This is a genomic window from Buchnera aphidicola (Meitanaphis elongallis), from assembly GCA_039830015.1.
Taxonomy (GTDB): Bacteria; Pseudomonadota; Gammaproteobacteria; order Enterobacterales; family Enterobacteriaceae; genus Buchnera_B; species Buchnera_B aphidicola_AU.
In genome coordinates this window covers 44,112-64,627 of the sequence record CP140033.1, presented here as the reverse complement: position 1 = coordinate 64,627, position 20,516 = coordinate 44,112, and the positions used below count along the sequence as shown (strand labels likewise).

At 26.4% G+C, this 20,516-nt stretch carries 19 protein-coding genes and 4 tRNA genes; 16 read left to right on the top strand and 7 right to left on the bottom strand.

What is annotated here, in order from left to right:
• Nucleotides 1–55: 55 nt before the first annotated feature.
• Nucleotides 56–883, top strand: coding sequence for an undecaprenyl-diphosphate phosphatase (locus U0T58_00270; protein XBC42347.1), 828 nt, complete (start codon nucleotides 56–58; stop codon nucleotides 881–883).
• Here the strand turns inward: U0T58_00270 and U0T58_00265 are convergent.
• The gene (locus U0T58_00265) at nucleotides 878–2,116 is read right to left on the bottom strand and encodes a tRNA CCA-pyrophosphorylase (GenBank protein XBC42346.1); all 1,239 of its coding nucleotides are present in this window, start codon (nucleotides 2,114–2,116) and stop codon (nucleotides 878–880) included. The two genes, U0T58_00270 and U0T58_00265, sit on opposite strands and share 6 nt — an antisense overlap.
• 217 nt (nucleotides 2,117–2,333) lie before the next feature.
• Here U0T58_00265 and ribB point away from each other — a divergent pair, with 217 nt between their 5' ends.
• Nucleotides 2,334–2,975, top strand: coding sequence for a 3,4-dihydroxy-2-butanone-4-phosphate synthase (ribB, locus tag U0T58_00260; GenBank protein ID XBC42345.1), 642 nt, complete (start codon nucleotides 2,334–2,336; stop codon nucleotides 2,973–2,975).
• A 104-nt stretch (nucleotides 2,976–3,079) separates the two neighbouring features.
• On the opposite strand, the gene tsaD is transcribed toward ribB, so the two are convergent.
• Nucleotides 3,080–4,093, bottom strand: a complete 1,014-nt coding sequence (tsaD, locus tag U0T58_00255; protein ID XBC42344.1) for a tRNA (adenosine(37)-N6)-threonylcarbamoyltransferase complex transferase subunit TsaD — start codon at nucleotides 4,091–4,093, stop codon at nucleotides 3,080–3,082.
• Nucleotides 4,094–4,335: 242 nt separating this feature from the next.
• Between tsaD and rpsU the strand changes: the two genes are divergently transcribed.
• From rpsU to rpoD, 3 genes are all read left to right on the top strand, one after another.
• Nucleotides 4,336–4,551, top strand: coding sequence for a 30S ribosomal protein S21 (rpsU, locus tag U0T58_00250; protein XBC42343.1), 216 nt, complete (start codon nucleotides 4,336–4,338; stop codon nucleotides 4,549–4,551).
• Nucleotides 4,552–4,639: 88 nt separating this feature from the next.
• On the top strand, nucleotides 4,640–6,385 hold the full coding sequence (dnaG, locus tag U0T58_00245) for a DNA primase (protein ID XBC42342.1): 1,746 nt from the start codon (nucleotides 4,640–4,642) through the stop codon (nucleotides 6,383–6,385).
• A 211-nt stretch (nucleotides 6,386–6,596) separates the two neighbouring features.
• Complete coding sequence (gene rpoD, locus U0T58_00240) at nucleotides 6,597–8,435, top strand: RNA polymerase sigma factor RpoD (protein ID XBC42341.1); 1,839 nt, start codon at nucleotides 6,597–6,599, stop codon at nucleotides 8,433–8,435.
• 309 nt (nucleotides 8,436–8,744) lie between these two features.
• Here rpoD and cysE read toward each other — a convergent pair whose 3' ends face one another.
• The 4 genes from cysE to metF all read right to left on the bottom strand — a co-directional run bounded on the left by cysE (nucleotide 8,745) and on the right by metF (nucleotide 13,613).
• Entirely contained in the window at nucleotides 8,745–9,503 is a 759-nt protein-coding gene (cysE, locus tag U0T58_00235) for a serine O-acetyltransferase (protein XBC42340.1), read from the bottom strand.
• A gap of 319 nt (nucleotides 9,504–9,822) precedes the next feature.
• Entirely contained in the window at nucleotides 9,823–11,196 is a 1,374-nt protein-coding gene (argH, locus tag U0T58_00230) for an argininosuccinate lyase (protein ID XBC42339.1), read from the bottom strand.
• A 68-nt stretch (nucleotides 11,197–11,264) separates the two neighbouring features.
• On the bottom strand, nucleotides 11,265–12,479 hold the full coding sequence (locus U0T58_00225) for an argininosuccinate synthase (GenBank protein XBC42570.1): 1,215 nt from the start codon (nucleotides 12,477–12,479) through the stop codon (nucleotides 11,265–11,267).
• A 240-nt stretch (nucleotides 12,480–12,719) separates the two neighbouring features.
• Nucleotides 12,720–13,613, bottom strand: a complete 894-nt coding sequence (gene metF / locus U0T58_00220; GenBank protein XBC42338.1) for a methylenetetrahydrofolate reductase — start codon at nucleotides 13,611–13,613, stop codon at nucleotides 12,720–12,722.
• A 298-nt stretch (nucleotides 13,614–13,911) separates the two neighbouring features.
• Here metF and murB point away from each other — a divergent pair, with 298 nt between their 5' ends.
• Nucleotides 13,912–14,919 carry a UDP-N-acetylmuramate dehydrogenase gene (gene murB, locus U0T58_00215; protein XBC42337.1) on the top strand — a complete coding sequence of 336 codons (1,008 nt, stop codon included), beginning with the start codon at nucleotides 13,912–13,914 and terminating at the stop codon, nucleotides 14,917–14,919.
• 112 nt (nucleotides 14,920–15,031) lie between these two features.
• Here the strand turns inward: murB and U0T58_00210 are convergent, their stop codons facing one another.
• The gene (locus U0T58_00210) at nucleotides 15,032–15,505 is read right to left on the bottom strand and encodes a hypothetical protein (protein XBC42569.1); all 474 of its coding nucleotides are present in this window, start codon (nucleotides 15,503–15,505) and stop codon (nucleotides 15,032–15,034) included.
• Nucleotides 15,506–16,163: 658 nt separating this feature from the next.
• Between U0T58_00210 and U0T58_00205 the strand changes: the two genes are divergently transcribed.
• The 10 genes from U0T58_00205 to rplL all read left to right on the top strand — a co-directional run bounded on the left by U0T58_00205 (nucleotide 16,164) and on the right by rplL (nucleotide 20,381).
• Nucleotides 16,164–16,236 (top strand) — tRNA-Thr (locus tag U0T58_00205).
• A gap of 29 nt (nucleotides 16,237–16,265) precedes the next feature.
• Nucleotides 16,266–16,347 (top strand) — tRNA-Tyr (locus tag U0T58_00200).
• A 47-nt stretch (nucleotides 16,348–16,394) separates the two neighbouring features.
• Nucleotides 16,395–16,466, top strand: a tRNA-Gly gene (locus tag U0T58_00195).
• A 16-nt stretch (nucleotides 16,467–16,482) separates the two neighbouring features.
• Nucleotides 16,483–16,557: transfer RNA gene (locus U0T58_00190), tRNA-Thr, on the top strand.
• A gap of 369 nt (nucleotides 16,558–16,926) precedes the next feature.
• On the top strand, nucleotides 16,927–17,310 hold the full coding sequence (gene secE, locus U0T58_00185; GenBank protein ID XBC42336.1) for a preprotein translocase subunit SecE: 384 nt from the start codon (nucleotides 16,927–16,929) through the stop codon (nucleotides 17,308–17,310).
• Nucleotide 17,311: 1 nt separating this feature from the next.
• Complete coding sequence (gene nusG / locus U0T58_00180; protein ID XBC42335.1) at nucleotides 17,312–17,857, top strand: transcription termination/antitermination protein NusG; 546 nt, start codon at nucleotides 17,312–17,314, stop codon at nucleotides 17,855–17,857.
• A gap of 179 nt (nucleotides 17,858–18,036) precedes the next feature.
• Complete coding sequence (gene rplK / locus U0T58_00175) at nucleotides 18,037–18,468, top strand: 50S ribosomal protein L11 (GenBank protein ID XBC42334.1); 432 nt, start codon at nucleotides 18,037–18,039, stop codon at nucleotides 18,466–18,468.
• Nucleotide 18,469: 1 nt separating this feature from the next.
• On the top strand, nucleotides 18,470–19,162 hold the full coding sequence (gene rplA, locus U0T58_00170) for a 50S ribosomal protein L1 (GenBank protein ID XBC42333.1): 693 nt from the start codon (nucleotides 18,470–18,472) through the stop codon (nucleotides 19,160–19,162).
• 287 nt (nucleotides 19,163–19,449) lie between these two features.
• Nucleotides 19,450–19,947, top strand: coding sequence for a 50S ribosomal protein L10 (gene rplJ / locus U0T58_00165; GenBank protein ID XBC42332.1), 498 nt, complete (start codon nucleotides 19,450–19,452; stop codon nucleotides 19,945–19,947).
• Nucleotides 19,948–20,012: 65 nt separating this feature from the next.
• Complete coding sequence (rplL, locus tag U0T58_00160) at nucleotides 20,013–20,381, top strand: 50S ribosomal protein L7/L12 (GenBank protein XBC42331.1); 369 nt, start codon at nucleotides 20,013–20,015, stop codon at nucleotides 20,379–20,381.
• Nucleotides 20,382–20,516 lie beyond the last annotated feature (135 nt).

Genomic DNA, 20,516 nt, shown 5'->3' with positions numbered 1-20,516 from the left:
TTACCTATTTTACTAAATATTTTAATACAAAATTTATAATACATATTGAATTAACATGCACATATATACACCCAACATTTATCATATTTTAACTACTATTATTCTCGGAATAATTGAAGGAATTACAGAATTTTTTCCAATTTCTTCAACTAGTCACATAATCATTTTTTCTAAAATTTTTCAAATAAAAAAAAATGAAATAGATATTTTGAACACATTCATGCAATGTGGTACATCATTGTCTATACTATTATATTTCAAGAACACATTTATTCAACTATTTTATTCTCTATGTAGAGTAAAAACTCAATCTGCTTGTGACAACGATTTATCATGTATCTATATATTTCTTGGAATATTTCCTATAGCACTATTAGGGCTTTTTTTTAACAAATATATCAAATCTTTGTTTACTCCTAATAACATATTATTATCGTTAATATTCGGTTCTATATTGTTAACATTATCTGAAATATTCAAAAAAAAAATAAAATATAGAAATAAAAACATAAATTTATTTAGATCGTTTATTATAGGATGTTTTCAATGTTTAGCACTATGGCCTGGATTTTCTAGATCTTGTTCTACTATCTCTATAGGTGTTCTTATGGGGCTCAGCCAATATAAAGCTACATATTTCTCTTTTATTATATCAGTTCCAATTTTCTTTGGGGCAATTGCCTTAGATATAATTAACAATATTCAAATTCTATCACGGTGTGATATACTTATTTTCATAATAGGGTTTCTATCTTCTTTTATTACATCCAGTCTTTACATAAATCTCTTATTTAAAATAATTAGCACTTGTTCTTTTGTACCATTCATTATTTATCGTCTAATACTATCTTGCATAATTTATTTATTTTTTTATCATTCATAAACAACTCGAATCTCTTCTCCATTTATCAATTGCAATTGTTCTTAAACGAACTAACTCCCTACGTATTTCGATTCCTATAAATCCTGCATATATAATGGGTTTAATAGAAATATTATTAGAAATATCAAAAACACGTTTTAAAAAATTTCCTTGACATATATTTATACTCTTCATATTTAAAAAATTTAACATATATAAATCAATTAAAAGGGACAATTTTTTTATCCTATCAGGTTTCCTCCAGGCATCTATCTTTTTAAAAAATATCATTATACTTTCTGAAGATTGAATACAAATTAAACTCAAAAAATTACAATGTTCAACAAAAATAATAGATAAATCTTTTATATAAGAAGGTATATGTAACCGATTACATAATATTTTTATTAATTTTTTTGCAATGATATTACGCATGCTGAGAAAAAAATAATTAATATCAAATGTTATAAATTGACAAACAATATTACATAAATAAGTAAATTTAATGTCAATATCTTCGTTTAAATTAGAAATTTTTGCAATTTCTAAAAATATATTAGACCTAAAACAGACTTTTTGATAGTATCCCATAATCCTTTGTAATTCACATCGATATGCTAAATTAATTTCAGGAAATATAATAGACAAAGCATTACAACTATATAAAACTTGAAAATATACATGAAGATTACGCGTCTTCAATGCCTTTTCCGTTTCTTTCCAAATCCTATCTTTAGTTAAAGATAATAATTCTTTGTTTTTTACCATATCAATCATTAATTGCATCGTTTCCTGTGCAATTTGAAAACCAAAATGATTAAGAGATGCAGAAAATCGTGCCACTCTTAAAATTCTTAAAGGATCTTCGCAGAACGCTGGAGAAACATGTCGCAATATCTTATTTTTTAAATCTTTTAAACCACCGAAAAAATCAATATAATTACCATTTATATCTTGAGCTATAGCATTAATTGTCAAATCTCGTCTCATCAAATCTTCTTCTAAAGTCACTTTATTAGAATAATCAGTTTTAAATCCTGTATATCCCACGCCAAATTTTCTATCTATTCTTGCTAAAGAATACTCTTCTTTACTATCTGGATGTAAAAAAACAGGAAAACTCTTTCCTACCTTCTTAAAGTTTAAACTTAATAATATTTCAGGCGTAGCTCCAACTACTACCCAATCTCTATCTCTCACTGGAATATGTAACAATCGATCTCGAATAGCCCCTCCTACCAAATATATTTTCACAAACAACTTCCTTTTTTTGTTAAAAAACAACTATAGTATAAATTATAACTGTACATTCAACGAATTTTTTGTATAACATCATTAATAAAATATTAGAAATATTTATTTTAAACAAATATCGTAGTATATTAAAACATGTAATAAAATACTGTTTTAATCACATTTCATAATTAATTATTATATCTAATATAATAAAATATACTAAAAAAGGTGAAAAATGGAAATATATGAATCTTTCCTTTCTATTAATCCCAAGAAACGTGTAGAAAATGCAATAAAAGCTCTTAAACTAAGACGTGGAGTTATTGTTTTAGACGATATAAATCGAGAAAATGAAGGTGATTTAATTTTTTCAGCAGAAACAATGACTATAGAACAAATGGCATTAACAATACGATATGGTAGTGGAATTGTATGCTTATGCATCACAGAATCTACACGGAAAAAATTAGAACTGCCTTTTATGGTTGAAAACAATACTAGTAAATTTGGTACCAACTTTACTATAACTATAGAAGCAGCTCAAGGGGTATCGACTGGGGTATCTGCTAAAGATAGAATTACTACCATTCGTGCAGCAATTAGAGATAACGCAAAACCGAAAGACTTAAATCGACCTGGACATATATTTCCACTACAAGCACATAAAAATGGTATTCTAGGAAGACCAGGACATACAGAAGCTTCTATAGAATTAGTAACTTTAGCAGGATTTAAACCCGCTGGAATACTATGCGAACTAACTAACAAAGACGGATCTATGTCAAAATTATTTGAAATTATTAAATTTTCACAACTACATAATATTCCAGTATTAACTATTCAAGATCTAAAAAAATATATTACAACTTATACATAATAGAAAAACCTTGAAACATATTACACAATAATTTTAATTTTCATACCAAAAATTCACTAAAATATCGCATAAAAATTAATTTCTATTCAATATAATGTTAAAAATTATATTGATTTTAAATCGACAATAGACCATTTAGGATATACAATAATTTTTAAATCAAAACTACTAAATCGTTTAAACCGCAACATACCTACATATGCTATCATTGCACCATTATCAGTACATAGTTCTGATTTTGGAAAAAATATTTCTTTTTTATAATTTTTTGCCATGCAATTCAATTTACTTCTTAATACTACATTTATACTCACACCTCCAGATACTACCAAAGTAGTATAACCTAATTGCTCTAAAGCTTTTTTACTTTTTGAAACCAAAACATCTGTAACTGCATTTTCAAATTCTTTTGCAATGTTTGCTTTAGTTTGAAAATCAATTTTTTCTTTTTTTATCATATTTGAAACATATGTCTTTAACCCAGAAAAACTGAAATTTAAATTAGCTCTATTTATCATTGGTCTTGGAAAATTAAAATAATTAAGTACACCTGACTCCGCTAATTTAGACAAACTAGGCCCTCCGGGATAATTTAATCCTAATAATTTAGCTACTTTATCAAAAGCTTCACCAGCAGCATCATCTAATGATTCACCTAATAATTCATATTTCCCTATACTATGTGCATGAATCAATTGAGTATGACCTCCAGATACTAATAATCCTACAAATGGAAATTTTGGAGCATTACATCCTAACATAGGAGTTAATAAATGACCCTCCATATGATTTACTAAAATAGTAGGTATATTTAAAGAATAAGCTAATGCAGTAGCCAAAGCAGCACCTACTAATAAAGAACCTATTAATCCAGGACCTGCAGTATAAGCAATAGCGTTTATAGAACGCTTATCAATATTAAATTCTTTTAACGTATTCTTAATCAATACTGCCAATACCTCAAGATGTTTTCTTGAAGCTAATTCAGGAACCACACCACCATAATAATTGTGCAAGTACGATTGATCATATAGCTTATTAAATATAATCCCTATAGTGTCATCATATATTGCGATTCCGGTATCATCGCAAGAAGTTTCAATACCTAATATTCTCATATATGTTGAAAATCATAATTATTATTCGTTAAAATATAAATATTACCTAATATTCTTATATTACATTATAATATAATTATTAAAAACATATATACTAATCAAATACTAATTATAAATCATTCTAAAATATGTCGCTTAAAATCATTTTTCTTATAAAAAACTTCATATAATGTTAACATTTTAATATAAATTTTTATTAAGAAAAACATTAAAAAATTATGTTAATTTAATCAAGGATACATATGCCAATAATTAAGATACGTGAAAACGAACCGTTTGATGTAGCACTGAGAAGATTTAAAAGATCGTGTGAAAAAGCTGGAATTCTAGCAGAAATTCGAAGAAGAGAATTTTATGAAAAACCTACTACTGAACGAAAACGTGCAAAAGCATCTGCAATAAAACGTTTAGCTAAAAAACTCACTAGAGAAAATTCCAAGCGAATTCGAATGTACTAAATTTGGTCTCCTTTAATCGCAAACAACTAACTGACCGACCTGTACTTAAAAGTTCGGTCAAAAATACAAATAAACATTGTTAACTAACATGAAAGGAATAATTCCAAAATATTTTATCAACGAATTACTACATCAAACTAACATTATTGATGTAATTAAGACAAAAATACCACTCAAAAAAAGCGGAAAAAATTACAATGCACATTGTCCTTTTCATCAAGAAAATACACCATCTTTTACTGTAAGTTACGAAAAACAATTTTATTATTGTTTTGGATGTAATTCACATGGAAACATTATTGATTTTTTAATAAATTACGAAAAATTAACATTTATAGAAAGTATTGAAGAACTAGCGATTATTAATGGTTTACATATACCATATAAAAAGTTGTATTCTGCTCAAGAATTTAATTATGAAGAACGTAATAATTTATATTTTTTAACAGAAAAATTATCTCATATTTATCATGAAAACATATTTAAAATAGCATACGCATACGAGTACTTAATTAATCGTGGAATAAACAAATTCATGATTCAATACTTCAACATTGGTTTCTCTGTTTCAAATTGGAATGAAATACAAAACAAAATTAAAACCAACAATTTTAATTTTCAAGAACTAATCAACATTGGCGTATTAGGTATTAACAATACAGGACATAAATATGATCGTCTAAGAAAGAGAATAATCTTTCCTATTCGTAACAAAAACGGAAAAGTTGTTGGATTCGGGGGAAGATCACTTAATAATACTTTTCCAAAATATATTAATTCTCCTGAAACAAATATATTTCAAAAAAGTCGCCACTTATATGGTTTATATGAAATTTTAAAACATAATCCAAAACCTGAAAAATTATTAGTAGTAGAAGGATATATTGATGTCATAACATTGTTTCAATTCAATATAAATTATTCTATCGCTACACTAGGAACATCTATAACAAATCATCAAATACGACTATTATTTCGAATCACAAATACCATCATATACTGCTACGACGGTGACGTTGCAGGAAAAAAAGCAGCTTGGAGAGCTTTACAAATAACTTTGTCTAACATACATGATGGGAAACATATTAAATTCATGTTTTTACCTAATGGTGAAGATCCTGATACAATAATTAGAAAAGAAGGTACAAAAAAATTTGAACAACGTATTAATAATGCAATAAGTTTGTCAAATTTTTTATTTAACAAATTATTCGAAAACATAAATTTAAATTCTATTAACGAACGATCTTATTTAAGTTCTACCATTATTAATTTAATAAATAAAATCCCTGGTAAAGTAATGCGTATGTATTTGTTCCACAAACTAGGAAATAAAATAGGTATTCCAGATCAAAACGTATTAAAACAACTAGATACTAAAAATACATATAAAACATTAAAAGCATATAATGAATATCCAACAACAACAAAAATTACTATACGTATTCTTATTGGATTACTAATACAAAATCCAACATTAGTTTTAAAAATACCATCAGTACAATACTTAAATAATTTTAATTTAACCGGATTACCTATATTTTTAAACCTAATGCAAAAATGTACTGAATTTCCTAATTGTAATACTGGTCAAATATTAGAAATGTATAGAAAAACAAAAGTTTTTGAAAAATTAAAACAATTAGCTAAATGGAATCACATGATTGCTGATAATCAAGTAAAACAAGTTTTTTTAGACTCATTAACTAACCTAAATAATAGAGCACTAGAACATGAATACAACAAACTAATAACAAAAGAAAGAAAAATAGGATTAACACGACAAGAAAAAAACAAACTATGGATAATTAATAAAAAATTAGCAAAAATGTAATTACATTAATAAAAAATCTTTAAATAACAACAATCATTGCATAACAACATTTAAACATTATAACTTTAAGAAATAAAACTATGATATTTAATTTAAAAAACTAAATATTTAATAAAAAATTTGCAAATAATTTGAACATATTCATATCATATCTTATTTTAGGTATGATTAATAAACATTAACTATATCAATAAAATGTGGATATCGTCTTATGGAGCACAACCCACAATCACAACTTAAACTACTAGTTACCCATGGAAAAGAACAAGGATATCTAACTTATGCCGAAGTTCATGATCATTTACCCAATGACATTATTAATTCAGATCAAATAGAAGATATCATACAAATGATTAACGATATGGGTATTCAAGTAGTAGAAGAAGCGCCGGATGCCGATGATCTTATATTACAAGAAATAAGAAATGCAAATACAGATGAAGACGCAGTAGAAGCAGCAGCACAAGTATTATCACGCGTAGAATCTGAATTAGGACGTACTACCGATCCTGTTCGAATGTACATGCGCGAAATGGGAACAGTAGAACTATTAACTAGAGAAGGTGAAATCGATATAGCAAAAAGAATAGAAGAAGGAATTAATCAAGTTCAATGCTCTGTAGCAGAATATCCTGAAGCCATTACTTATCTACTAAGACAATACGATCGAGTAGCACTAGGAGAACTAAAGTTAACTGATTTAATTAATGGATTTGTAGATCCAAACTTAGAAGAAATATTGCCTCCTACTTCTCATAATTCTGAAACTGAATGCATAGAAGAAGAAAATATTCGCAATAACGACGATGAAAATTTAGATGAAAACAATAATGATCATCATATTGATCCTGAATTAGCTCGAGAAAAGTTCATTGAACTACAAAACCAATACATAATCACTAATAATACAATAAAAAATAAAAATAGAAATCATCAAGATTCTTTAACTGAAATCCATAATCTATCAGAAATATTCAAACAATTTAGATTAGTTCCAAAACAATTTGATTATTTAGTTAATAGCATGAGAAACATGATGGAACAAATTAAAGTGCAGGAAAAATTAATAATGGAATTGTGTGTAAAACGCTGTCATGTCCCCAAAAAAACTTTTTTAAAACTTTTTATAGGAAAAAAATCTAAAAAAATATGGCTACGATTATCTAAATACAAAAACCAACCATGGTTTGAAAAAATTCACAAAATAAGAGAAAAATTTAATACTATCTTAAATAAATTAACTAAAGTTGAAAAAAAAACAGGATTAACTATAGAACAAGTAAAGGCTATAAATAAAAGAATGTCAATTGGAGAAGCACAAGCCAAAAAAGCAAAAAAAGAAATGGTAGAAGCTAACTTGAGACTAGTAATCTCTATCGCAAAAAAGTATACAAATCGAGGATTACAATTTTTAGATTTAATTCAAGAAGGTAATATAGGGCTTATGAAAGCTGTAGACAAATTTGAATATCGCAGAGGATACAAATTTTCAACATATGCAACTTGGTGGATAAGACAAGCTATTACAAGATCTATTGCAGATCAAGCAAGAACTATTAGAATTCCAGTACATATGATTGAAACTATAAATAAATTAAATCGAATCTCTAGACAAATATTACAAACAATAGGAAGAGAACCAACACCTGAAGAACTATCAGAAAAAATGTCAATTCCAGAAGACAAAATACGAAAAATATTAAAAATAGCAAAAGAACCAATATCTATGGAAACACCTGTTGGAGAAGATGACGATTCTCATTTAGGAGATTTTATAGAAGATACTACACTAGAGCTACCTCTAGACTCAGCCACTTCAGAAAGTTTAAGATCTGCTACACATAACGTTTTGTCTGGACTAACAGCACGAGAAGCTAAAGTATTAAGAATGAGATTTGGTATCGATATGAATACAGATCATACTTTAGAAGAGGTTGGAAAACAATTTGATGTTACTCGCGAAAGAATACGTCAAATAGAAGCTAAAGCATTAAGAAAACTGCGCCATCCTAGTCGATCTGAAATACTACGTAGTTTTTTAGACGATTAAACTGAATATTTACTAAAATACTTGAAAAGCTTCCTCTTTAATAGGAAGCTTTAACCGATCTAACTAAACATATTTCTTATTATAAGACTATTATTCAACTTAAATTGCACATATAAAATATCTGCACTATACAAAATACATAATACATGCAAATCAAAAATCATTATTAAATTTAATAATACTATTAATCAAACAATTACTTTAAAATTTATAACTCAAATGAAATAAAAATATTTTTCTAAAACTAAAAAATTTTACACTATTAATATATCTATATAATTAATTTAGTTAAAATTTAAATTATAGCTGCTAACGATTATTAGAAAAACTTATTACTTTGGCGGGAACTCCAAAAACAGTACTATTAGAAGGTATAGAAGTTAACACAATAGAACCAGCCCCAATTCTTACTTTAGATCCTATTTCAACATTACCTAATATTACCGCTCCTACTCCTATTACAACTCCTTCTTGAATAATTGGACACCGCTGATAAACTCCACTAACCTCTCTAGTACTACTACCTAATGTAACTGATTGAAAAATGTAAACGTTATCTTGTATAACAGTTGTTGCTCCAATTACAATTCCAGTGGCATGATCTAGTACGATTCCACTTCCTATCTTAGCGGAAGGATGAATATCAACTGAAAATATAGTTGATATGCGATTGTAAAGATATATCGCTAATTCTTTTCGTTGATTATTCCAAAGATAATTGCTTATACGATATGCTTGTAATGCATGAAATCCTTTTATATATAAAAATGCAATAGAATAATATTCTACTGTTAAATCTTTTTCGTATATTTTCTGTATATCTTGTATTGCTGAAACAACAATATCATGCTGAGAATTATATATATCATCTATAATTTCTCTTATAGAAGCAATAGAAACTATTTCGTTTCCCAATTTGTTAGACAAAATATAACTTAATGCTGAACAAAAATTTTTATGATTTATTATATGAGAATAATAAAAACCAATTAATGCTGGTTCCTGATTCACCAATGTTTGCACTTCAGATAAGATCTGATTCCATATCAATTCTATTTTTTCAAACAAAATTGTATCTCCAAATATAACAATATAACTTATAACAACAACTTAAAAAATCATTTAATTCTGTTTTTTAGACAATATATAGAAATCTCTTATCGTAACCAAAAAAATTATACTATAACAACAATCTATTTTCTATTATATTAAATACTTTTTAAACTTATCATTTTATTAAAAATAAACAAAAAATGGTTTCTATAAGTTCAACAATAAAATTACTTCAAAGCATATTAAAATATATTGATGAATTATCGACGTATGTTTGATGTTCATACTACATATAAACATTATTTATATTTAATTTTTTCTAATAAAAAAATCTTCACCTATTTAACTCTCGTTTCACCTGATTAATAGCATTTTGAATTTGCACAGGTGAAACACCCCCTTTCATATTTCTCTTTTCAAAAATTGATTCTATTTTTAAACATTGATATATATCACATTCAATATGCTTACAATATTTTTTTAACAAATCCAAATCTAATTCTTCTAATGATACTTTGTGCTTCATTGCTTCTAATACTATTTTCCCAGCTACATAATGAGCATCACGAAAAGTTATCCCTTTCTTGACTAAATAATCAGCTAATTCAGTAGAATTAGCATAACTCTTTTTAGCTGCTTCTAAACAAACAGAAAAGTTAACTTCTAAATTTTCTAAAACTAAAACAGACATTAATAAACAATCACTCCACGTATCCAAAGAACTGAACAAACCTTCCTTATCTTCCTGCATATCTTTATTATATGATAATGGTAATCCTTTTAAAACAATCAAAATACTAACTAAAAAACCAACAACTCTTCCAGATTTAGACCTAATCAATTCCAATGCATCTGGATTTTTCTTTTGAGGCATAAGAGAAGAACCTGATGTAATTGCATCGGATAACGTTACAAATTTTGATTCAGAAGAATTAAAAAAAATTAAATCCTCAGAAAATCTAGATAAATGAATCATACCAATAGATGCAATAGATGCTAATTCTATGACATAATCACGATCCGAAACACTGTCCAAACTATTATTAGTTGCTGATGTAAATCCCATTTCTTTTGCTAACATTTCTCGATCAATGTTCCAAGAAGTTCCAGAAAGAGCTCCACATCCTAATGGACTAAAATTTAACCTTTTTAAAGCATCATTCAAACGATCTGCATCTCGATTTAACATTTCTATATAAGCTAAACACCAAAAAGAAAAAGTAATAGGCTGAGCTCTTTGTAAATGTGTGTATCCTGGCATGATGATATATTGATTTCTTTCAGCAACTGTAATAAGAGCTATCTTAAATTTTTTTATTTGCTCTAATAAAAATCCAATTTTATGTCTACACCATAATTTTAGATCAGTAGTTATTTGATCATTTCTACTTCTTCCAGTATGTAACTTTTTACCAATTACTCCTACAATATTCACTAACTGTTTCTCTACCCAACTGTGAACATCTTCTACATTACTATCTAAAATTAATTTAGGATTTTTAACAACACCTGCTAATATAACATTCAAAGCTACTTCAATTTTTTTTTGTTCTTCTATTGTCAATATATCAACTTTCAATAACGATTTTGACCAAGCTATAGAAGCAAAAATATCTTGCTCTACTAATCTATAATCCACGTTTAAAGAAGAATTAAATTTTTTAAAAAATGAATTGAGCTTATGTACAAATCTTCCTCCCCACAACATCTTATATTTACTCCATCTGCTAAAATTAAGTTAACATCTATATTCTATCTTTAACGTTTATTTATATATTAACAAGATTGATTATTCATTGCCCGTATTCTAGAAGGCAAAGAAAACAATCTTATAAAACCATGTGCATCAGATTGGCAATATACATTGTCTGCACTAAATGTAGCAAATGCTTCAGAATATAAAGAATTAGGTGAACATTTTTGAATAGGGGTCACCATACCTTTATATAACTCTAATACAACTTCTCCATTTAATTCCAAAGATAATTCAGTAGCTGATGCTTGAAGAGATCTACGAATAGGACTAAACCAATTTCCATTATAAATTATATATGACATTTCTAACCCAAGCATCTGTCTCCATTTAAAACTATCCTTATCTAATACTAATTGTTCAATAGCACGAAGTGCATGAAACATTATTGTTCCTCCTGGGGTTTCATAACATCCTCGAGATTTCATGCCAATTAATCGATTTTCTATCATATCAACACGACCGATTCCATGTTTTGATCCCAATATATTTAGCTTATTTAAGCATTGCAATGGAGTTAGATCAACACCGTCTACTGCTATTACACAACCATGTTTTATTTTTAAAGAAACAATATCAGATACATCAGGCGCATTTTTAGGATCTACAGTCCACACCCAACAATCTTTTTTACATCGATTCCATGGATCTTCAAGAATTCCACCTTCTGTTGAAATATGCCAAGCATTTTCATCTCTACTATAAATTTTTTCAATAGTAGCAGTAGTTTGTATTTTCTTTTGTTCTAAATAAGATAATAATTCCTGACGCGAACGTAAACTCCATTCTCTCCAAGGAGCAATTACTTTTAATTGAGGTGCTAACGCAGCATATGTTGATTCAAAACGAACTTGATCATTACCTTTTCCAGTAGCTCCATGACATAAACTATCAGCTCCTAATCTTAGTGCAATCTCTATCTGAGTTTTAGCTATAATAGGACGAGCTATTGCTGTACCTAACAAGTAATTGCTTTCATACAATGCTCCTGTTTGCAATACAGGGTAAACATAATGTTTAATAAACTCCTCTTTTAAATCAACAATAATACACTGAGACGCTCCAGATCGTAATGCTTTTTCTTCAATACCGTTTAAATCGTGTTGTGATTGCCCAACATCAGCAACAAAAGCAACTACATCTGCATTATAATTTTCTTTAATCCATGGAATAATAGCAGAAGTATCTAATCCACCCGAGTAAGCCAATACTACTTTGTTAATAATATTGTTATTAATCATTTTAAGTCCTAAAGTCAATATAATGTGATAAAATATTAAATTCCTTGATATACTTAAAACAGATAAATTCATATTTGTATTAAAATATACTATTGTATTAAAATCTTTAGGAATATATAAATAAATAAAATACTTATCTTCATGTACTTTACAAAAAAGTATAAATAAACATTAATATTTACATTAATTATATAAAAAGCAGACACTCATATATTAACATTTACTTTATAACAATTATTAACATGATTTATGTTGTATTCCTAATACATGACATATAGATATTACCACTTCTGCTTTATTTAAAGTATAAAAATGAAAATTTCTTACTCCTTCTTTGTAAAGTATTTTAACGATATCTATAGCTATACTAGCTCCTATAATCTTACTAATTTCAAAATTGTTATCTAATCCTTTAAACATATGATGAATCCAATTCGGAATAGTTACATTACTCATTTTAGAAAAATTACATAATTGATTAAAATTAATAATAGGAAAAATACCTGGAATAATATCTATAGTGATACCATGACGTACACATAAATCTCTAAATCGTAAAAAATGATTAACGCTAAAAAAAAATTGAGTAATAGCTCGATTAGCACCAGCATCAATTTTTTTCTTTAAGTTAATTAAATCAACATGAGCATTACAAGCTTCAGGGTGTACTTCAGGATAAGCAGCAACAGAAATATCAAAATCAGCAATACCTTTTAATAATTTTATTAAATCAACAGCATACATTTTTGGTTGTCTTTCATAATTTTTAACATCTCCTCTTAAAGCTATAATATGACGAAATCCATTATTCCAATACTTCTTTGCAATTTTTTCTAGTACTTCTTTAGTTAAATCAGCACAAGTAAGATGAGGTACTGTTTCAATATTAGTTTGCTTTTTTACTACTTTTGCAATATTATATGTACAATTTCTTTCCCCCAAAAAAGCCCCACATGTTACTGAAAAAAAAACAGGATTTAATAATTTCAATTGGCCAATAACATTCCAAAGATTATTTTGTGATATTTCATTTTTTGGAGGAAATAACTCAAAAGAAACGTTTATCTTACTACTAAAATCTACTAAGTTTTCATTTAACATTTCATAGTAGCATGTATTAAACGAATTCATATTATAACTCCTTTTAAAATAAAAATTTGAAAAACTAAAATATTATGCTAATTTTTTTGTTGAAATAATAAAAAATGTTAAAAATTAAAATATCTTTTAGAAAATACATGCAATAATACATAGAGATCAAAATATATTTCAAATTTTTTATAAATAATATAGTTTTCACATGCAAAATCACATAATTATTTTAAAAACAATTAAAAGTTTATACAAAATTCAAAATAAATATTAATTAATTAAATTTAAAATCAGTTAATATATTCCAAATGACATTATTACACAATAAAAATAAAAAATGATATATAAAAATCAATCTTTAAAAAAATTTCATACATTCAATATCGATGTATGCGCTAAAAAAATCGTTATAATAAAAAATATAAATGCTCTTACTAAAACATGGAAAATATGTAAAAAAAAAATACCTTTTTTATTTTTGGGAAAAGGTAGCAACACATTATTTTACAAAAATTATAATGGTATTGTAGCTATTAATGAGATAAAAGGAATTAAAGTTGTAGAAACTAAAAAAAAATGGTTAATACACGTTAAAGGAGGAGTAGAATGGCAGTACTTAATAACATATATGCTCAAAATTGGTATTTATGGTTTAGAAAATTTAGCTTGTATTCCTGGAACAACAGGAGCTGCTGCTATTCAAAATATAGGTGCATATGGATTAGAATTTAAAGATGTATGCGATTATGTAGAAGTACTTTCTCTAACCTCAACTAAAACAATTAAAATAAAAGCTAAACATTGCATGTTTAAATATAGAAATAGCATTTTCAAAAATGCGAACTACTATAATTATGTGATTTTATCAGTTGGAATTAAATTACCAAAAAAATGGAGTCCAAATGTTACTCATTTATCCTTAAAAAAGATAAATTACAAAAATATTACTGCTCATGAAATTTTTAACTACATTAAACACATTAGAACAACAAAATTACCTAATCCTAAAATTATAGGAAATGCTGGAAGCTTTTTTAAAAATCCAATAATTAATGAAAACCATGCTAAACAGTTATTATCTAAGTACAAAAATTTACCTTACTATCCTGAACTAAATGGTAACGTGAAAATTTCAGGTGGGTGGTTAATTGAACAATGTCAACTTAAAGGGCACTCAATTGGAGGAGCTCAAGTATATGAAAATCAAGCACTAATATTAATTAATAAATATAACGCTACAACACAAGATGTATTAGAACTCGCTAAAATAATACAAACAAGAATCAAAAATACATTTAACATCTTCCTCGAACTAGAAGCTAAAATCATTAAAAGTAATAACTAATTATCAGACAATGCATAAAAATAAATGAAACGTTTTAAAAATAACATAAAGAAAAACATATACAACGTATATATTATAACTCAAATCAAACTAAAAAATATAGACATTATATCTAATGATATCGAATATTATCCTTACGCATAAGTTGAATACTATTAATATTATGATTAAAATTCTTAGTTAAAACAAAATTAGCATATTTTTTAGTAGGCAAAATATTCTTTTTTAAGTTAACATAATTAATGTTATACCATATATTATCAGCAATATTTACTGCCTCTCGATACGACATTTTAGAATAGATATTAAAGAAAGAACTAGGATAAAATTGTGAAATATATCTTAATTTTAAAAAACGATTAAGATACCATTCTCTTAGCAACAACTCGTGCGCATCAAGATAAATTAAAAAATTAAAAATATTAGACAAAAACAAGCGATCGTTTTCTTGTCTTTGATACAAAAAAGGACACAAAATATGCAAACCTTCTATAATAAAAATATCTGATCTTTCTATAACTTTTTTAGAATACGGGATAATATCATAAAAAAAATGAGAATATGTAGGAATCACTATATTTGAAATACCTAACTTTATATTTAAAAGAACATTTACTAATTTATTAATATTATATGTCTTGGGGAATCCCTTTTTTTTTATTAATCCTAATGCGTGTAATTCTTTATTAGAATATAAAAAATCATCCGCAGTAACTACAGAAATTTTTTTTTAACAAAATACTTTTTTAAAACTATCTGTAACCACTTAGACATCGTACTTTTTCCTACTGCTACACTACCAGAAATCCCTATAATATAAGGCAATTTACTAGTATATCTAAAATATTTATCGTACATAAAATCATAATATAAAATATTCTTAACTAAACACTTTAGAAAATATTTAGAATTTAAATTAGTGTTAAAATTTCTCATCATAAGTTTAATCATTTATACTCAACTAAATTAAAAAATACTATTTTAATCATAAATAACATAATTTTAAAAATCAATCACTTATTGAAATAATTTTGACATTTAACTATACAACGCATACCATCTTCACTATAAATATAATTATCAAAAAGTTGATTATATTTTTTAAACAACCTTTATAATTTATTGTAATTTAATTAAATTCATGATTTTTATATAAGCATTATAAGTTTAAAAAAATAATATTTGATTATATCAAATTTATATTGCATAAAAACTAATCTATACGTAATATATTGGTTATAAAAGCCGGCTTAGCTCAGCAGGCAGAGCAACTGACTTGTAATCAGTAGGTCACCAGTTCAATTCCGGTAGCCGGCACGATAAAAATAAAAGTATATAAAAAAGAAGGTGGGATTCCCGAGTGGCTAAAGGGAGCAGACTGTAAATCTGCCGTCATAGACTTCGAAGGTTCGAATCCTTCTCCCATCATAAATCAACAAAACACCTTTTTATTTGCACTTAAAATATTATGTTTTGCGAATATCGTATAATGGACATTACCTCAGCCTTCCAAGCTGATGATGCGGGTTCGATTCCCGCTATTCGCTTTAACTAAAACATATTGCTGATATAGCTCAGTTAGATAAGAGCACATTCTTGGTAAGAATGAGGTCCCCAGTTTAAATCTGGGTATCAGCATATAATAACTATTTTCAAAAATCTATCTCTCAAAAAATTTAATGTTTGCTCATTTTTTTCTGTATATAAATAAAACTTATCTATAAAATAATTTATTAGTTTAAAGATATAATTTGTTGAAATACATTCAAATGTTTAATATAAATTAAGTAATTTAATATTTAAAATATTATTACTGCAATCAATATTGTTATATATGAAAAATTTTATTGATATGAATTAATAAACAAAATCAAAATAGATCCAAATCTAAAAAACAAATCTAATAAAATCTAATTGAATAACCTGTTTTATTATTACCATTTATAAAAATATCTCATATTATAATGCATGATTTCATCTTATATGGTTATTATATTAGGAAAATAAATGACTAAAACTACCAAATTCTACAAAAATCTTCACATTTCAGATAAAACTAAATGGTTTGGCATAGGAATACTGACAACATTAATGTTTATAAATCACTATTACATAAATTTATCTTTACCGTTAATAAACGTTATCATAAACCTATCTTTAGCTAGCTTAATATTAAGAATAATTGTTTTTACAAAACAAGGAAAAAAAATGTTTCGATTAATATACGAAGCAAAAGAAGAAATAAAAATAATCACTTGGCCTAATTTAAAAGAAACATTCTATACAACTGTTATCGTTATAGTTACAGCTTTTATTATATCTTTAATTTTATGGGGATTAGACAATATTCTAGTCCGATTTATATCATCAATAATTAGTTTAAGAATATAATATGCACAATAATTCAAAAAAACGTTGGTACGTATTGCAAGCATTTTCTGGTTTTGAAGGACGCGTAGCTCAATCGATACGAGAACATATCAAAATAAACAATATGGAAACATGGTTTGGAGATGTAATGGTACCAACTGAAGAAGTTGTAGAAATTAAAGCAGGACAACGCAAAAAAAGTGAACACAAATTTTTTCCTGGATACGTACTAATTCAAATGGTAATGAACGATTCTAGTTGGCATTTAATTCGAAACATACCCCGAGTATTAGGATTTATAGGAGGGACATCAGACAAACCTTCTCCTATAAGCAATAAAGAAGTTAATATTATTATTAACCGACTTAAACAAATCGGAGATAAACCTAGGCCTAAAATATTATTTGAACCTGGGGAAATGGTTAGAGTAAACGATGGTCCATTTTCAGATTTTAACGGAATAGTCGAACAAGTAGATTATGACAAAAATAGATTAAAAGTTTCAGTATCTATATTTGGAAGATCAACTCCTGTGGAACTAGATTTTGGACAAGTAAAAAAAAATTAGTATTTTAAAAAATGTGTCGTATTTCAAACCAACTTTGAAACATTCTACACATTATTTGAAGTATAATTTATATAATTTAATACATTTTACACAGTTGGCATTTAATAATACTTATCCTCATGTTTTTAAAATGTAAAAACTCCGTGTCTATATGTTTAACAAATAGAGCAAAATTTATCATGGCTAAAACAATTCAGACTTATATAAAATTACAAGTTTCAGCAGGTACAGCTAATCCTAGTCCTCCAGTAGGACCAGCATTGGGACAAAAAGGTTTAAATATTATGGAATTCTGCAAATCGTTCAATGAAAAAACCAATCATTTAGAAAAAGGATTACCTATTCCTACTATCATTACTGTGTATTCAGATCGATCGTTTTCATTTATTACCAAAACACCACCTGCTTCCATTCTATTAAAAAAAGCTGCAGGTATTAAATCAGGCTCTTCTAAACCAAGTCAAGAAAAAGTAGGAGAAATAACCTATCAACAAGTAGTAGATATCGCCCAAATGAAAGCAGTTGATATGACAGGATCTAATATCAAAAACATGACTAAATCTATTATAGGAACCGCTCGTTCTATGGGATTGACTATAAAAGGAGAATAAAATGAAAAAACTTACAAAAAAAATGAAAGTTATGCATAGCTTAATTAATCATGAAAAGATTTATAACATTGAAGAATGTATCACACTACTTAAAAAAATGGCAACTTCTAAATTTAATGAAAGTGTAGACATATCTATTAATTTAAATATTGATCCTAAAAAACCCAATCAAAATATTCGAAATAGTGCTATATTACCACATGGCACAGGAAAACTTATAAAAGTAGCAGTCTTTACTCAAGAAGAAAATATAAATATTGCAAAAAAGTGTGGTGCAGAATATATAGGATTGCATGATTTAATAAAAAAAATAAAAACAGAAGGTATTAACTTTGACGTTGCCATTGCCTCTCTTGATGTAATGCATATTGTAAACCAACTAGGACCAATATTAGGACCCAAAGGATTAATGCCTAACCCAAAACTAGGAACAGCTACTAACGATATTAAAACTACAATTGAAAATGTTAAACGTGGTCAAATCAGTTATAAAAATGATAAAAATGGAATAGTACATACTACAATAGGAAAAATCAATTTTATAAATAAAAAAATAAAAGAAAATTTACATGCTTTATTAACATCTTTATACAAACTAAAACCTACAAATTCAAAAAAAACATTCATAAAAAAAATTACTCTTGCTACAACCATGAGTTTAGGAATAAACATTGACCACAATAATTTAAACTAAATAGTTAATTCATTTTTACTTTACGATAAAAGAAAAATTCTCTATAATAAAAAGTTCATTTCTAAAATTGACATCTAAACTAATACTTTCAGTTTTAAAAAATTTAAATAATGCTTACTTTTTATCTAAATCTTAAAATATATGATTTTAATCATTTCTTTATTACTTAAATAAAAAAGTTGAAATGTTCAAAATTAATGTAAACAAAATTATTGATTTTTTCATTTTTATTCTCTTAGAATGAAATTATTTGAGCAATTTAAACTAAATTTAGGAGTATAAAATTAATGATACTAAATTTTCAAAAAAAAAAAGAAATTGTTTCTAAAATCAATGATACGATTAAAAAATCATTATCAATAGTTGTTGCTGATACAAGAAACATAAAAGTAAACAAAATAACTGAACTACGAATACTAGCTCGAAAAATAGGTGTAAAATTAGGTGTCTTTAAAAATACCTTAATAAATTTAAGTATTAAAGGTACACAATTTGAATGTTTAAAAAAATTATTAGTTGGACCAGTATTAATCGGTTATTCTATAGATCATCCAAGAAGTGCTGCAAAATTATTTAAAGAATTTTCTATAAATAATGTTAATTTCAAAATCATTGGAGCTGTTTTTGAAGGAAAAATATTATCTGCATGCAATATTGATACATTAGCAAATATACCCACATACAATGAAATAATAAATCGATTAATGATACTTATGAAAGAAATAGCTATAACAAAATTAATACGCACCATCATATCTGTAAAAAAATCAAAAAGTAAAAAATAGAATGCAATTTATATTTTATAAATAATATTTAAAATTGTTTTTAAATATTATTAGGAACAAAAATTATGTCTATTACTAAAGAACAAATTTTAGAAGCCATATCGGAAATGTCAGTAAAAAATGTTATTGAACTAATTTCTGATATGGAAAAAAAATTTGGTGTATCAGCCGAAACATCTATTAGTTCTACATCTTCTGCAACTATAGAACCTATCGAAGAAAAAACAGAATTTAATGTTGTATTAAAATCTATTGGTGGAAACAAAGTATCAGTAATAAAAGCTGTAAGAAGTTCTACTGGTTTAGGGTTAAAAGAAGCAAAAGATCTAGTAGAATCAGCTCCTACTATTATAAAAGAACACATTACTAAAACAGAAGCTGAATCTTTAAAAAAAATACTAGATGCAACTGGTGCTGAAATAGAAATTAAATAAACATTTTTAAACTATTGATCTAGATTATATTTATTAGTCGCTGGTGATTCTGAGTCACCAGCCTTTTCCTATTTAATTATTTGAAATGCTATATCAACTTCCAATATTTATTGAGTTCTTTAGTCATATAAAAAC

What these genes read in the sequence shown, in the direction of transcription:
- rplJ (XBC42332.1), top strand. Translation starts at nt 19,450, where the DNA reads ATGATACTAAATTTTCAAAAAAAAAAAGAAATTGTTTCTAAAATCAAT.
- dnaG (XBC42342.1), top strand. Translation starts at nt 4,640, where the DNA reads ATGAAAGGAATAATTCCAAAATATTTTATCAACGAATTACTACATCAA.
- rplK (XBC42334.1), top strand. Translation starts at nt 18,037, where the DNA reads ATGGCTAAAACAATTCAGACTTATATAAAATTACAAGTTTCAGCAGGT.
- murB (XBC42337.1), top strand. Translation starts at nt 13,912, where the DNA reads ATGATATATAAAAATCAATCTTTAAAAAAATTTCATACATTCAATATC.
- rplL (XBC42331.1), top strand. Translation starts at nt 20,013, where the DNA reads ATGTCTATTACTAAAGAACAAATTTTAGAAGCCATATCGGAAATGTCA.
- tsaD (XBC42344.1), bottom strand. Translation starts at nt 4,093, where the DNA reads ATGAGAATATTAGGTATTGAAACTTCTTGCGATGATACCGGAATCGCA.
- argH (XBC42339.1), bottom strand. Translation starts at nt 11,196, where the DNA reads ATGTTGTGGGGAGGAAGATTTGTACATAAGCTCAATTCATTTTTTAAA.
- ribB (XBC42345.1), top strand. Translation starts at nt 2,334, where the DNA reads ATGGAAATATATGAATCTTTCCTTTCTATTAATCCCAAGAAACGTGTA.
- rpsU (XBC42343.1), top strand. Translation starts at nt 4,336, where the DNA reads ATGCCAATAATTAAGATACGTGAAAACGAACCGTTTGATGTAGCACTG.
- U0T58_00270 (XBC42347.1), top strand. Translation starts at nt 56, where the DNA reads ATGCACATATATACACCCAACATTTATCATATTTTAACTACTATTATT.
- rplA (XBC42333.1), top strand. Translation starts at nt 18,470, where the DNA reads ATGAAAAAACTTACAAAAAAAATGAAAGTTATGCATAGCTTAATTAAT.
- metF (XBC42338.1), bottom strand. Translation starts at nt 13,613, where the DNA reads ATGAATTCGTTTAATACATGCTACTATGAAATGTTAAATGAAAACTTA.
- secE (XBC42336.1), top strand. Translation starts at nt 16,927, where the DNA reads ATGACTAAAACTACCAAATTCTACAAAAATCTTCACATTTCAGATAAA.
- rpoD (XBC42341.1), top strand. Translation starts at nt 6,597, where the DNA reads ATGGAGCACAACCCACAATCACAACTTAAACTACTAGTTACCCATGGA.
- nusG (XBC42335.1), top strand. Translation starts at nt 17,312, where the DNA reads ATGCACAATAATTCAAAAAAACGTTGGTACGTATTGCAAGCATTTTCT.